11 protein-coding genes are annotated in these 15,032 nt (G+C 62.4%); 1 reads left to right on the forward strand and 10 read right to left on the reverse strand.

The features are described 5' to 3' along the window. Positions 1-3: 3 nt before the first annotated feature. The 10 genes from PO860_RS21430 to PO860_RS21475 all read right to left on the reverse strand — a co-directional run bounded on the left by PO860_RS21430 (position 4) and on the right by PO860_RS21475 (position 13,239). Positions 4-951, reverse strand: coding sequence for an ABC transporter permease (locus tag PO860_RS21430; protein ID WP_183610045.1), 948 nt, complete (start codon positions 949-951; stop codon positions 4-6). Positions 952-1,219: 268 nt separating this feature from the next. Beyond that, a complete protein-coding gene (locus PO860_RS21435; RefSeq protein WP_272784688.1) occupies positions 1,220-2,740 on the reverse strand; it encodes an ABC transporter substrate-binding protein in 1,521 nt (506 codons plus the stop codon). A 147-nt stretch (positions 2,741-2,887) separates the two neighbouring features. Continuing rightward, positions 2,888-3,808 (reverse strand): LysR family transcriptional regulator, encoded by a 921-nt coding sequence (locus tag PO860_RS21440; RefSeq protein WP_097617154.1) that lies wholly within the window; start codon positions 3,806-3,808, stop codon positions 2,888-2,890. Positions 3,809-3,864: 56 nt separating this feature from the next. Continuing rightward, positions 3,865-4,860 (reverse strand): P1 family peptidase, encoded by a 996-nt coding sequence (locus PO860_RS21445; RefSeq protein ID WP_272784689.1) that lies wholly within the window; start codon positions 4,858-4,860, stop codon positions 3,865-3,867. A gap of 128 nt (positions 4,861-4,988) precedes the next feature. Further along, positions 4,989-5,183, reverse strand: coding sequence for a hypothetical protein (locus PO860_RS21450; RefSeq protein WP_003544544.1), 195 nt, complete (start codon positions 5,181-5,183; stop codon positions 4,989-4,991). A 523-nt stretch (positions 5,184-5,706) separates the two neighbouring features. Continuing rightward, on the reverse strand, positions 5,707-8,634 hold the full coding sequence (locus PO860_RS21455; protein ID WP_275037973.1) for an aminotransferase: 2,928 nt from the start codon (positions 8,632-8,634) through the stop codon (positions 5,707-5,709). 112 nt (positions 8,635-8,746) lie between these two features. Next, a complete protein-coding gene (gene purU, locus PO860_RS21460; RefSeq protein ID WP_275037974.1) occupies positions 8,747-9,631 on the reverse strand; it encodes a formyltetrahydrofolate deformylase in 885 nt (294 codons plus the stop codon). A 219-nt stretch (positions 9,632-9,850) separates the two neighbouring features. Further along, positions 9,851-10,867, reverse strand: coding sequence for an acyltransferase family protein (locus PO860_RS21465; protein ID WP_272782721.1), 1,017 nt, complete (start codon positions 10,865-10,867; stop codon positions 9,851-9,853). A 39-nt stretch (positions 10,868-10,906) separates the two neighbouring features. Next, positions 10,907-12,187: a hypothetical protein gene (locus PO860_RS21470; RefSeq protein WP_272782722.1), complete on the reverse strand. Its 1,281-nt coding sequence runs from the start codon at positions 12,185-12,187 to the stop codon at positions 10,907-10,909. Between the two features lie 2 nt (positions 12,188-12,189). Beyond that, a complete protein-coding gene (locus PO860_RS21475; protein WP_272782723.1) occupies positions 12,190-13,239 on the reverse strand; it encodes a glycoside hydrolase family 5 protein in 1,050 nt (349 codons plus the stop codon). A 137-nt stretch (positions 13,240-13,376) separates the two neighbouring features. On the opposite strand from PO860_RS21475, the gene PO860_RS21480 reads away from it, so the two are divergent. Next, the gene (locus PO860_RS21480) at positions 13,377-14,999 is read left to right on the forward strand and encodes a GumC family protein (protein WP_272782724.1); all 1,623 of its coding nucleotides are present in this window, start codon (positions 13,377-13,379) and stop codon (positions 14,997-14,999) included. Positions 15,000-15,032: the final 33 nt, after the last annotated feature.

The following is a 15,032-nucleotide window of genomic DNA, read 5'->3' on the forward strand; positions in this document are numbered from 1 at the left end:
GCCTCAGGCCGCCTTTCTCATCCTGGGATCGATGACGAGATAGGAGAGGTCGACGATGAAATTCACCACGATGACCAAGCCTGCGAAGAACAGGACGACGTCCTGCATGACGATGATGTCGCGCTGCGAGAGCGCCTGAACGGCTAGCCGCCCGAGGCCGGGAAGGTTAAAGACGTTTTCCACCAGCACCGCGCCGGCGACAAGAAAAGTGAATTGCAGGCCAATCATCGTGAGGATCGGGATCAGCGCGTTCGGCACGATATGCCGCCACAGCACCGCAGCACGAGAGAGCCCTTTAGCCACGGCGGTGCGGGCAAAATCCTCATGCATCGTGTCGAGCACTGCTGAGCGCGCTACCCGCGTCAACACGCCCGCCTGCGGCATCGCCAGTGCGACGGCGGGCATAACAAGCGCCTGCAATGCCGGCAGAATACCGGCGCTCCAGCCCGGAAAACCGCCGGCCGGCATCAGTCCGAGCATCGTCGAAAAAAGGATGATCAACAGCAGCGCCACCCAGAAGGCGGGCACGGCGATGCTGATCTGCGAAAACAGCGTTGCGACGATGTCGAAGACACCGCCGCGGCGCGAGGCGGCCAGCACACCGAGCGGCAAGGCAATCGCCAGCGAAAACATGATCGCCATCAGCGCCAGCGGCAGCGTCACCGCCAGCCGCTCGACGATCAAACCCGCGACCGGGACGCCGTAGGTCAGAGAAGTGCCGAGATCGCCGGAGAACACGCCGGTCAGCCAGTACCCGTAACGCAGCAGCAGCGGTTGGTCGAGCCCGAGATCGTGGCGCAGCGCCGCCAGCGTTTCCGGCGTCGCCGAGGTGCCGAGCATGATCGAGGCCGGGTCGCCGGGCAGAAGATCCATGACGGCGAAGATCAGCAGCGATACGATGAGAAGCGTGACGAGGAGACCGGCAAAGCGGCGGGCGAGGAGTGGGATCATGCGCGCCACGCTTTCGATGTGGCCCGGCGGCTCCCCCGCCCTCCCTCATTCCTGTGCTCGTCACAGGAATCCAGCCACGGCGCGTCTGCACCGTGAATAACTCTTGTCCAGGCACACAAGTCTCGCGCGCCCAAGGACTTGGGCGCGCTGGATTCCTGTGACGAGCACAGGAATGATGGACGGAGAGGGCTGCGACCGGCATTGAGCGTTTCGCTATGCGGCTTCCCTTCGCTCATCCCATGCCTCTCAATCCGCCCGAACCCGCCGCCTACTCGTCCCAAGAAACCCCAGAGAGCACATTCGAGGGGATCGGCTCGTTTTCCCACAGCCCCTTCAGCTTTTTGTCCCAGACGCCAAGTTTCGGCATGACGAAGAGGTAAAGCGCCGGCACGTCCTCGGCGAGGATCTTCTGCGCCTCGCCATAGATCGCATTCTGCGCGGCGGGATCGGTGGTCTCCTGGACCTTCTTCATCAACGCGTTGAAAGCGGGGTTCTTATAATTGAAATAATAGGGATCACGGGCATAGATGTCGATGTCGAGCGGTTCGGCATGGGCGACGATCGTCATATCGAAGTTGCGGTCCTTCATGATGTCTTGGACCCATTTCGCCGGAAATTCGGTCGGTTCGATATTCATCGTCACACCGATCTCGGCAAGCATCGCCTGCATCACCTCCGCGCTGCGCGGCGCATAGGCCATCTGCGGCGATTTGATCGTGAAGGTGAAGCCGTTGGGATAGCCGGCCTCAGTAAGCAGCGCCTTCGCCTTTTCGACGTTATAGGGCAGCACGCCTGTCATGTCCTGATAACCCGGATCGTTCGGCGTGTAGTGGCTGCCGATCGCTGTGCCGAGGCCGGACCATGCGCCGTCGATTACCGTCTTGCGGTCGATCGCCAGCATCAGTGCCTGGCGCACACGTTTGTCGTCGAACGGCTTCTTGGCATTGTTCATGCCGGCAACGACCTTGAGCTCGGTATTGCCGATCCGGGTGACGAGCCTGGCATCGCCGTCGAAAGAACTCATCAGTTCGGGTGCTGCAAATTCCGGAAAGGCGTCGAGATCGCCGGATTTCAGCGCCGCCGCCTGCGCCTGCGGATCGGCGATGAAGCGGAAGGTCACCTTGTCGAGCTTGGCGGCGGCATCCTTGTTCCAGTAATCGGCATTCCTGGCGAGTTCGACCTTGTCGCCCTTCGCCCAGCCGGTGAATTTGAAGGGACCGGTGCCGATCGGCGTCGTCTTGTCGTCGGCCGCCGTCTTCGGGGCGACCATCACCGAGGCCGGCCAGCCGAGCCAGTAGATCAGGCTGCCGGTCGGCGCCGAGAGATGCAGCACGAGCGTTTCGGCATCGGGCGTATCGATCGAGGCGATCGAAGCGAAGAAGCGCTTCTGCGGATTGACCGAATCCGCGCCGCGGGCGCGGTCGAGCGAAAACTTGGCGCTCGCGGCATCGAAGGCCTCGCCGTCATGGAATTTGACACCGGTCTGCAGCTTGAACGTATAGGTCAGGCCATCGGGCGAAATCTCCCAGCTTTTTGCCAGCTGCGGCTGGATCTTGCCGGCTTGGTCGATCGTCACCAGCCCTTCGAACACATTCTGCCAGGTCACCTGGCCGATCGCGACCGGTGCTGCGATCGTCGGATCGAGGCCGGTCGGCTCGACGCTCATGCCGAGATTGAGGGTGGTCTTCGCCGCCTGGGCCGGCGTCAGCGCCGTCATCACCAGGCCGGCGGAAAGCGCGGCGCCGAGCGAAAGCCGCCGGACGAAAGGTGCAAACGAAAGCTTGTTCATCATGTTCCCTGTCTGGCCGCGTCGATGACGAAGGCCTTTTGCGGATAAGGTGACACCATACCGGTGCACACACAATGACGATTTTGTGTGCCCAGTGTAGCCGAAAAAGCTACACCTGAAATTCGCGGGCAATGCAAGCCGGAGGCATCAGTCTTTCGTCTCGCCTCGGCGGTGCGCTCGCTCGCGCATGAACCTCTCGATGAAGTCGAGCAGTTTCGTCGCCGCGAAGGACAGCTGTCGGTCCGGCGCGACGCAGAGATCGACATGGGTGCGGATACCGGTCTTGCCGGCAAGCGGAATGGCCAGGAGCTGACCCGCCTCGATCTCGCGGCGGACGGTCAACGCCGGCAGCAGCGTCGCCGCAGCGCCGCTGAGCACGAGTTCCTTCAGCATTTCGAGCGAACTGGTGACGAAGACCGGATCGAGGCTCAGCCCCTCTTTCTCGAACAACGCGTCGAAGGCCTGACGGAAACCGAAGGATTGATCCGGCAGGGCCAATGGGTAGTCGGCGAGTTTGCGGATAGGGATTTCGGCAAGGGCGGCCGCCGGATGCTGCGGCGTGACGATGAGATCATAGGCGATCTCGGAGCGCAGCCGCACCTTGGTGCCTGATATGACCGGCGCAAACAGCGTTACCGCAATATCCGCCTCGGCGCTGTTGACGGCATCGACCGCCTGCCGCGCGCTGGTGATCGTCACGGTGAAACGCAGCTGCGGATATTTCAGGCTGAATTCGGCAAGCGCCGGCGCCAAGAGATTGGCGACGGTGGCGCCGTTGGCATAGATGCTGACACGGCCGCGCTGCAGGCCCTTCAGGTCTTCGATCAGCTGCTGCACGTGATCGAGTTCGCGCAGCGTCCGGCCGGCACGGGCGGCGAGCAGCTCGCCGGCCGCAGTCAGCTTGACGCCGCGGGCACTGCGTTCGACCAGCGGCGCGCCGAAGTGATATTCGAGGTTCTCGATCTGCCGGCTGATCGCCGTCGGCGCGACGTTGAGGTTCTCGGCGGCCTGGCGCATGGAATTGGTCCTGACCAGCTCGTCGAAATACATCAGCGCCCGGATCTGCATTCACGTCTCTCCGCCATTCGGCATATTCGATCTGTCCGGGTTTTGACCCTATCCAATCAATCGGCGTTCGGGTAGCGGTCGCGCCAGGCCTTTTGCGCGCCCTCGACCGGCAAAGCGGTTGCCGTGTAGACGCCACGGGCGATCGCCCGCGCCATGACGATGGTGGCGAGGTGGCAAAGCTCCATCAGGCTCGCCATGTCGTCTCTTCGATGCTTGGCCGTCGATGCGGCAAAGATGGTATCACCGTCGAGCGGCAGATGCGCCGGCAGCAGCGCCCGGGCAAACCCGTCATGGCCGGCAAGCGAAAGCCGGTGCGCTTCGGCCTTCGTCAGCTGCGCGTCGGTAACGACGACGCCGATCGTCGTTGAAGGTGTGTTCATGCCTTTGAGCCGCATCCGGTGGTCGGCCACACCAGGCATGCCGAGCCCGCCGAATTCGCCGTCTTTTTCGAAAGGGGCCGCCCAGAAATGCGGTCCGTCGCCGATCGTTGCCGAGCCCAGCGCATTGACCGCGACAACAGCTGCGACACGATGCCCGGCGCTGCTGACGGCGCTGGCCGAGCCGAGTCCACCCTTGAAGGTGGCTGTCGTCGCCCCGGTGCCGGCGCCTGCGGTGCCGAGCGCGAATGTGCCCTTGGCGGCCGCCTTCACTGCCGCATAGCCCATGTCGCGATAGGGCGAGTGCAGCCCCCAATCCTTGTCGCCGCCGTTCAGCAAATCCATCAGGATCGCCTGCGGCACGATCGGTATGCGGACCGGCCCGACCGCAAAGCCGCGGCCGAGTTCGCGCAGGCGCGCCTGCACGCCGCCGGCGGCATCGAGGCCGAAGGCAGAGCCGCCGGACAGCACGAAGGCATCCACGGTGCTGACGGTCATCGACGGGTCGAGCAGGCCGGTGTCGCGCCCGCCGGGCGCGCCGCCGAGCACCGTGCCGGATGCGACGGCCGGTTCGTCGAAGACGATGACGGTGACGCCGGAACCGAGCACGAGATCGGTCGCATGGCCGACGGAAACACCTTCGATGTCGGTGATAAGGTTGAGAAGATCGGGCAACGGCGCGTCCTTACACGGAAAGGCCGCCGATAGGACTGCAATTGCCCTCAAAAAACAAGACCGGCCCCAAGTGGCGGGACCGGTCGGACATCTTGAAAAGCCGCGAACGCAATGCCGACAGCATGCCCTCAGGCATGAAGCGGCTTCGGATGACGGCGGGTCATCAGATCGTGGATGGCCAGCCGCACCTCATCCGGCGAGCCGAAACGCTGCTCGTCGAGGTCGTGGACATGGAATTTCACGGCGATGAACTTCAACCGATCTTCGTCGGGAATGACGATCCCGACGGGAACGCCTGCATATTCGATAACTTGCTTCTTCATAAATAGAACTCCTGCCGCGCGACATGCGCAGCCATGGCGAATTGACTTGTCTGGTACCGTTGAAAGGAGGACGAACGTCACATTCGACAGTTCGGGCGGGAGAGGGCGCCCGGACGGTCATTGCCAAGCACAGATCGCCCAAGCAGATCGGCGAGAATATCGATGTCTATCATGTCTCGTTCCTTGCGTTGGCGTTGCACTTGAGAGGTCCCGGAAGAGCCCGGGGCCGGTGATAGCTGCCTTTGGTAATCTACTAACTTGGTAGAGATTACCCGATAGCCCGTCAGAAACATATTCCGAAACGTGTCAAAATATCGACGATCCGAAAAAATTCATTCCGTCGTAGCCCGAACTTACAGAAAGAAACATATCAGCTCTTCGTAAAATTCGCATGACAGAATCAAAGTTTCATCGATCACCGCGGCAGAGATAGGAAGCCTTGCTGTCTCAGGCAATGGCCCATTTCATCAAAAATCGAAACGCCTCGAAATGACCGATTTGGTTTATTCAGGAAAGCCTCGTGTCACCAGCCTTCATCAAGCACCTTCTCCAGCATGTCGGCGAAGAAATCGGCGCTTTCGATACTGAGGCAGAGAGGCGGTTTGATCTTCAGCACGTTTTGGTGATCGCCGGTCGGCTGCATGATGACGCCGAGTTCGAGAAGCCTGTCGCAGATGGCAGCCGTCTCCGCCGTTGCCGGTTCCAGCGTTGTTCTGTCGCGGATGAATTCGAGGCCGAGATAGAGCCCCATGCCGTGCACGGCGCCGGCGATCGGATGGCGGTCGATCAGCGCAGCGAGCCGTGCCTTCAGGTGATCGCCGACCGTCCGGGCATTTTCCTGCAACTTCTCCTCCGCGATGATGTCGAGCACCGTCATGCCGGCGATGCAACTGACCGGGCTGCCGCCGGTGGAGGAAAAGAACGAGCCCTCCTTCTCCAGCGACTGGGCGATCTCCCGCGTCGTGATGACGGCGCCAAGCGGATGGCCGTTGCCCATGCCCTTGGCGACAGTGATGATATCAGGCACGACCCCTTGCTGCTCGAAACCCCAGAAATAATGTCCGAGCCTGGAATAACCGACCTGCACCTCATCGGCGATGCAGAGGCCGCCGCGGGCGCGCACCTCGGCATAGATTTGCTGGAGATAACCGTCCGGCAGCGGAATGCCGCCGGCATTGCCGTAGACCGATTCGCAGATGAAGCCTGCCAGACCTTCGCCGCCGGCGTCGATCGCCTCCAGCACCGGCGTCGCCATGCCGAGATAATCCGCTGCCGTATCGGGACCACGGAAGTCGCCGCGGTAGGTGTTCGGCGACACGACGGTATGCACCCAGTCGGGCCGGGTTGTCAGCGCCTGCGGATTGTCGGCGATCGAGGTGGAGACGGCGTCGCTTGCCGTCGACCAGCCATGATAGGCTTCGAGCAGGCAGAGCATGTTGCGCGCGCCGCTGTGGGCTTGCGCCAGCCGAAGCGCCAGATCGTTCGCTTCGGAGCCGCTGTTGACCAGGAAGACCGTGTCGAGGCCATCCGGAGCCAGTGCGGCGAGGCGTTCGGAAAATTCCGCGATCGCGGCATAGTGGAAGCGTGAATTGGTGTTGAGCCGCAGCCACTGGGCGCTGATCGCCGCCGCGAGCTTTGGATGGCCGTGGCCGAGAATGGAGACGTTGTTGACCATATCGAGATAGGCGCGGCCCTCGACGTCGAACAAATGCTCCCGCCAGCCGCGCTCGATCTGCGGCGGCGCCGCGTAATAGTTCTTCTGCGCTCCCGCCAGATGCGCCTGTCGCCTGGTGAGCAGCTCGGCGCTATCGGCAAGCGGCGCATCCGCTCCCGGCCCGAGAAGCAGCGAGGGAGAAGGGCAGAGCACCGACCAGGCCGCTGCCGCGCGCGGTGTGGCAAAGAGCGGCGGCTCGAGCCCGGCGACGCTGCAAAGTTGAACGCGCAGACCGCCGAGCGACGACGCCTCTCCGACCACCGCGCCGAGCGGGTCGCCCGCAGCAATCTCGGCTTCATCCTCGACCGAGAGGTCGAGCCCGTCGAGATGCAGGGTCACGCTGTCGCCGGCGAGCGTCAGATGCTGGTCCTTCCAGCTGATCCGGCCGGCAAAGGGTGCGGCGATCGCGCTGCCTGCGGCAAGGCAGATATCGATATGCAGGGCGCAGGTCGCCAGTGCCTTGGCGTTTCCCAGGCTCGCGCGGGAAAGCCGGTATTCGCCGTAGCGCGTCGCTGCCGTACCGTTTTCGGTTGCGGCGCGGGCAAGCAGTCGCCAGTCCATGTCGGCATTCAGCCAGTTGCCGGCGGAAAAATGCGGGCTCCGCACCCCAAGATCGACATAGGCGATCTCGGCGGGCTCGATGTCAGGCAGCAATGGCAGCCATCCCGATGCGTCCGGGGCGGCGACATCGGCGCCGGCTGCCTTGAGGATCGCGGCTTCCATGAGCTCGAAGGGCACGGACATCGCCGTATCGAAGATCGCCCACTCGCGGTCGAGATTGCCGCGGACATAGTCATTATCCGGATCGACCGAAATCTGCTGCTCACCGCTGGCAACAAGAATGACCGCACGGGCGACGATCAATGGCCAGAGCGCCTTCAGCTCCTCGTCGGTCAGCGGGTAGATCGCCTGATAGGCGGTAACGGCCGGCAGGATATGGAAAGGATCACCCTCTGCCTGATGCAGCAGCGAAGCGCAGGTGACGGCAAGGTCGCCGACCAGCCAGCCGCGGATGATGTCGCCGAAATCGATCACCCCGTCGGGGATGGTGTGGCCATGGGCATTGCGGCGGCCGACGACATTGTCGCCGGTGACGTCGTGATGCACCGCCTGCAGCCGAAGCGACGGCGCCAAGGGCTGAATGCGGCGAACGGCCATCACCATGGTCTTGGCGATCCGGTCGCGCGCGGCGCTGTCGGTGATGGCGGAAAGCAGCTGCACCGCGACCGGCCCGGCGCGCCTGAGATCCCATTGCAGGCTGCGGTCGAGACCCGGATGATTGAAATCGGCAAGCGCCTGCGCCAGCCTTGCGCAGAGCGCGCCGAGTGCGGCGACCGAAGCCGGCGCCACATATCTCAGCTCCGTCAGCCCCTGGCCTTCCAGATATTCCAGCAGCCGGACCTGGTAGCCTTGCCCGCGCACGGTCAGGACGACGATCTCGCGCCCGTCATTCGTGGCAATCACATTGGGAACACGTGGTGCATCCGGCTTGCTTTTGAGGTGATGGATCGCCGCATTCTGCGCTTCGAGTTCACGGGTCTCGTAGGCCGCATGGCAGATCTTCAGGACATAGCGGCCCCTATTGCTATCGACGCGATAGTTTCGATCCTGCTGGCTGCCGGGCTCGGCAAGCGTGCCGGAGAGGCTGTAGTGAGCAAGCAGGATCTCTTCCGCATCGGTGACGGTGACGTCGGGACGCGGCAGCGCCATGCGATCAACAAGCACCTCGTCGGTCATGGCACCCCTCCCGCATGATTCGATTACCTCACGCGATAATCAAATACTTGCCGCTGGCAGGCAACGGGAGATTGTCGTTTGCCAGCAAAAGAGATGTGAGGCCTGCCGGCGCTCAACCCATGCGTTCGGAGGCGTAGCTGCCGGGGCTGGCCGGGAAGACGACGGTGCGGTTGCCATTGATGAAGGTGCGGTGATGGATATGGGCGTGGATGGCCCGCGCCAGCACCTGGCTTTCGACATCGCGGCCGATCGAGACATAGTCGTCGGGCGACTGCGCATGGGTGATGCGCGCCGTGTCCTGCTCGATGATCGGGCCCTCGTCGAGATCGGCGGTGACGTAATGCGCGGTTGCCCCGATCAGCTTGACGCCGCGGCCATAGGCCTGCTTGTAGGGATTGGCGCCCTTGAAGCTCGGCAGGAAGGAGTGGTGGATGTTGATGATCTTGCCGGACATCTTGCTGCACATCTCGTCCGACAGGATCTGCATGTAGCGGGCGAGCACGATCAGCTCGGTGCCGGTCTGCTCGGCCACTTCCATGATCCGGGCCTCGGCCTGCACCTTGTTGGCCTTGGTGACCGGAATATGGTGGAAGGGGATGTCGTGATTGACCACGACCTTCTGGTAGTCGAAATGGTTGGAGACGACGCCGACGATGTCGATCGGCAGGGCGCCGATCTTCCAGCGGTAGAGCAGGTCGTTGAGACAATGGCCGAAGCGCGACACCATCAGCAGCACCTTCATGCGCTTCTCGCTGTCGTGGAATTCGTATTCCATTTCGAAGGGCGCGGCGACGGCGGCAAAATCGGCGCCGATCTCGGTGCCGGACAGACCCTCTTCGGAAATGAAGCTGACGCGCATGAAGAACTTGCCGGTATCGAGATCGTCGAACTGGCTGGAGTCGATGATGTTGCAGCCCTTCTCGGCCAGATAGCTCGAAATCGCCGCCACGATGCCGCGCGTCGATTTGCAGGATACCGTCAATACATAGCTTTTCATGTCTCTCCCTCTTCCCTCTGCAAGGCCGCCGCCGTGCTTAGATCAAAGCCCGGGCCGCGGATAGGCCGGCGCGCTTTCATTCGTGCGACAAATTGCAAGAGAAACCATCACGTTTCTGCAAGTTCTCTCATTGCCAAAGTCTGAAGCTTAGGAGAAGTTGCGCAAAAAACTGTACCGTCAGCGCCGCTTGGATGCGTATTCTCGCCTTCTGTGCCGAACTTAGGCCGGCGGGCGGCTCGCGAGGGCCGTTTTCCGGCGGGGTGTGGTGATCTCATGGATCATGGCGCCGCCGATCGACGAGAGCACCAGCGACAGGATCACGAAAAGCACCGGCTGCTGCAGGATGCCGATCGGCAGGCGGTCGGCGACGACCCTCAGGAAAGCCAGCGTGAAGGCATGGGTGATATAGATGCTGTAGGAGCAGTCGCCGAGATAGTTCAGCCATCCCACCACCGGCAGCCTGGAGAAATCGATGGAAACGGCGCCGTAGACGATGAAGATCGCCGGGATCCCCCAGGCATAGAACCGGCTTTCCGGCCGCATCAGCGCCTCGTTGATGAAGAGAAACGCAAAACCCAGGGCAAGTGCCGCCCATGCCCAGCGGCTCGGCAGCAGCAGCTTCTGCCCGTAGAGCCAGCCAAGCACGACGCCGGCGAGGAATTCCAGGATGATCGGTTCGCAGTAGAACCGGCTGGCCGTCGTTTCCGGCAGCAGCCGGCAGGCGATCAGGATGACGGCGAAGACGGCAAACATCGCCGGGATGCGGCGGACTTCCGAAAGCGGCAGCAGCAGCGCGAACACGAAGTAGAAGAACATCTCGTAATTCAGCGTCCAGCCCGGAACGACCACCGGCGTGATCGTGAGGGGATCGGCGGGATTGGCCCATGGCAGGAAGAACAGCGAGGCGATGAGATGCGGCAGGTCGAACACCGTCGATTTCAGCAGCGACGGGGCCACCAGCGCCACGATGGTCGAAAACAGCGTCGCCAGCCAATAGAGCGGCACGATCCTCCTGATGCGCCGGCGGGCGAAATCGACCGGGCTCATCGCCCGTCCGCTCGTCGTCAGCCACATCACGAAACCGCTCAAGACGAAGAAGATGTCGACGCCGGTTTCACCATAGACGAAGGCGGTGGCGTCGACCGCCGGATTGACCTTGGCAAGCTGCAATATCGCGTGGAAATAGACGACCATCAGCGCCGCGATGGCGCGCAGATATTGAAGCTGGACCAGCATCCGGTGTCTTGCTCCTCGGTCTCAACCATGCCGCTGCGGTCAACTCTCTACATCTGCCGGACCACCCTGCCGGATGCGCGGGCTGTCGTGGAAGCGCATATATCCGACGACGAACCAAAGGAGACCGGCAATCTTCATCGAAAAGACCGCGGTTCCCCCGATCATCATATTCAGAAAAATGAAAAGAGAAAGTGAATGGGCGCAGCGCCGCTGCGCCGCCGTGCGCCCGGCGGGAAAGAGGCAGACGAACAGCCATAGGGCGATGACGCCGAAGATCGTTGCCGCGTAGATCAGGTAGACATAGCCGCTGTCGGCGAATTCGGCGACCCGGTCGACCGAAAGCCCGAGGATGGCGAGCGGGTCGAGTTCCATGATCTTCTTCATCGTCAGGTTGATGCGGCCGGTGAAGTTGTCGCCGGTCGCATTGGGTTTCAAGGTGTAGACGAGAAAACCCGCAGCGACGATCAGCGGCATCAGCGCCAGATTGAAATTCCTCGGGATCTTCGGAAAAACGAAATAACCGACGATGCAGGCAAAACAGAAGATCAGCATCGTGCGTGTGTCGTTCGTCACCAGGATCAGCACGGCCGTGCCGATCATCAGCAGCCGGTCCCAGCGGCCGAGCTTTTCCCACATCGAGATCAGATAGACCGCGATCACACCGCAGAAATTGGCAAGCGACACCTGTTCGAGGAAGATCGAGGAGGAACGATGGTCGATGATGCCGAAGGAGAAACGCTCGGGAAAGCCGAGCGCATTCTGGAACAGACCCGTCGTGTTGTAGCTCAGCGGCAGCAGCCCGCGCGTATTGGCGAAATAATCGGACGGATGGACGATGCTGACATAGAACGGCACGCTGACGATCTCGAAGATCAGGAAGATCATGACGACAAGGCTTGCCCAGCGAAAGGCGAGCTTCATGGTCTTCTCGTTGCTCCAGCCGCCGAGGCCGGTGAAGCAGAAGATGATCAGAATGTTGCGGAAATGATCGATGAACAGCATGCGGTTCAGCACGCTGACATAGATGGTCACGACGAGCGTGAACAGCAGGAACAGGAAGGCCGGCAGGTCGGTCTCGTAGATCCCCTTGTGCAGGATGTAGAGGATGGCGCTCGCCATGATCAGGCCTTCGCTGGCGGCGACATGCGTCATCGACAGCGGCATGATGTTGTGGTTGATGAAGGCGAGAATGCCGTTATAGAGCACCGAAAGCAGACCGAGCCAGAGCACCGGGTAATCGACGCGCGACGCCTCGCCGGCAGCATCGAGCCGATTGCCGGCGACGGCAAAGGTCGCAGCTTTGTGGTCGCCGACCGCCATTCTCATTTCCCCACCGGCTTGACGGCGGAACACGTGCCGGGATCGGCCTTTGCCGCCTCGACCAGAAGCCGCATCTGCGGCCGCTCAGGGCCCTTTCGCGGCTGGACGTTGAACGGCTCGTCCGCCGGCCACCATTCGCCCGCCGCCCAATAAGACCAGCCGAGCCAGGCGTCGCTATTCCCGGACATGGTGGCGTAGATTTGGGTCAACCCGCTCATGCAGTCCTTGTCGGCGGAGGCACCGAATTCGCCGAGAAAGCCGCGCTTGTGGTTGCGCTTCAGCCAGGCGGTGACCCCGGCGATCGCCTCGACCGCAGCAGTCGAGCCTTCGCAGGTCGGGTGGGTTCCGGAGGAATCGACGTCGAGATACTGGTGGACCTCATAGGCGTAGAAATCGAGCGGATCGCGCACGCCGAGCATGACAGTGCCGTTGGCGCCGCCGATCACGTCCTTCTCCCAGCTGTGAGCGCCGCTCCACGACGTACCCGGCACCAGAATGAGATTGCGAGCGCCGACGGCGCGGATGCTGCGGATCGCCGCATTGGCGGCGGTGAGCCAGTCCGTCGCCTTGATGTCGTAGGGCTCGTTCATCAGGCCGAAGAGAACGCCGTCCTGATTGGCGAATTCGACCGCGAGCCTTGCCCAGAAATCACCGAAGGCGGCATTCGTCGCCGGCGCCGTGCCGACCTGCACCTTGTCGTAATAGCCGAAATTATGCGGGTCGAGCAGCACGGCCATGCCGTGTTTGCGGATCAGGCCGACGGTATCCTTGACCCGCTTGAGTTCGTCCTCGTCGAGCCGCCCGCCGAGCGCCGGCTGCAGCCGCTCCCAGCGGAACGGCAGGCGGATGATCGTCAGGCCCTTTTCGGCGAAATAGCGGATCGTCTCTTCGCTGGGATAGGTATAGTTGGTGCCGTAGGTGCCGTCGCGCTCGCCATATTCGCCGCCGGAAAGATTGACGCCGCGGTAACAGGGCGCCTCAGTCGCAAGAGCCGGCGAGGGGAAGAGAGCGGCGGCAAGCAGCAGCGCTGTCAGATGTCGTCTCGCCCTCATCGCTACCCCTCGCAATCGCCTCAAATCGCAACATTGGCGTCGCTGCGGATTATTTTAACGGTCCGTTAGCTAAGAATTTCTAAAGTCTCAGCACCTCGGCTTCAGTCTTTCACGCTGGGCGGGACACGAGTGCGCGTATGAACCAGTATGACAGGAACAGGGTAAGCCGGCTTCCCGGCTGGCGCAGTTTTGAGCCGTCTCAGACTGCGCCGGAAGGCGTGCGCATGCGCAGTCCTGTCGTCCGTCCGGACGATTTCGTCCCTCCGATGCCTGAACCCGCCCCTCCTGTCCCCCCTCCTGCTTTTGTGCCGCCGCCGGCAAGGGTTGCGCAAACCTGGCAATCCGAGCGTCCGGCGCCTCCACCTCTGAAACAGCCTGTCGCGGACGCGCCGTCGAACGCAGCGCCCGCGCCCGCCGCACCGCTTCTCGACCTCCGCTCCAGCGTCGCTGCGATCTGGAGCCGACGGCTGGTCGTCCTCGGTCTGGCGCTTCTCGGCGCCGTTGCCGGCGGGGCAGTGGCGCCATTCATCGGACAGAAATTCACCGCCGTCAGCAGCCTCTATTTCGATCCGCGCCAGATCGGTCTTGCCGATGCGGGTGGCCAATCTTCGGGACCCTCGCCGGAAATGATCTCGACGCTGATCGACAGCCAGGTGCAGATCCTGACATCGGGCAATGTGCTGCGCCGCGTCATCCAGGCCATGAAGCTTGACCAGGATCCGGAATTCACCGGCGGCCGCACCGATGGCGCCGCCGTGATCGGTACCTTGCAGAAGGCGCTTGTCATCACCCGCGAGGCCAGCACCTATGTCGTCTCGCTTGCCGCGACGACGAATGATCCTGAAAAATCCGCAAGACTTGCCAACCAGGTCGTCACCTCCTTCACCGAGGAGGAGAACAGCGCTTCGAACGGCATCTACGAAAACACCTCCTCGACACTCGACGGACGCCTCGACGATCTGCGCCGGAAGGTGCTGGAGGCCGAACAGGCCGTCGAAACCTTCCGCGCCGACAACGACATGGCCGCGACCGAGGGCAATTTGATTTCCGATCAGCGGCTCGTCTCGCTGAACACGCTGCTGGTGTCGGCGCAGGAAAAGACTATCCAGGCCAAGGCCCGCGCCGATGCCGTCGCCAATCTCCGCGTCGAAGACATCGTCGCCGGCAACCAGACGGAAGGCGGCGTCACCTCGCCGCTCGTCAGCCTGCGTCAGCAATATGCCACCCAGGCCGCCGCCGTCGGCAGCCTCGAAAGCCAGATGGGCACGCGTCACCCGCGCCTGCAGGCGGCCCGCTCCTCGCTGCAGAGCATATCGGGCGAAATCAGGGGCGAATTGCAGCGTCTCGCCACCTCGGCAAGGGGCGAATACGAGCAGGCCAAGTCAGCCGAGGACAGCATCGCCAAGGAGCTGGCCGTACAGAAGGCGCTGCAGGCGAGCACCTCGGACAAGCAGGTGGAACTGAACGAATTGCAGCGCAAGGCGACGGCGGCGCGCGATATTTACGAGACGGTTCTGAAGCGCTCCAGCCAGACGAGCGAGGAGCAGAACCTCAACCAGAGTAACATTCGCGTCATCTCGCCGGCCGAGCCGCCCGTCAAGGCCGATGGTCCGGGCAAGAAAATCCTGCTGGTGGCCGGCATCATCGGCGGTCTTCTCGCCGGTTTCGTCGTCGGCGCGGGTTTTGCGATCCTCGCCGGCCTTTTCGGCCACCCCGTCATCAGAAGTTATTTCAGGACGTCGCCTCCTGCCGCCGCTTGATGACGATATTCAGCTTTCCTACATCGTCAGAGC

The organism is Rhizobium binxianense (assembly GCF_028994275.1).
Lineage (GTDB): Bacteria > Pseudomonadota > Alphaproteobacteria > Rhizobiales > Rhizobiaceae > Rhizobium > Rhizobium binxianense.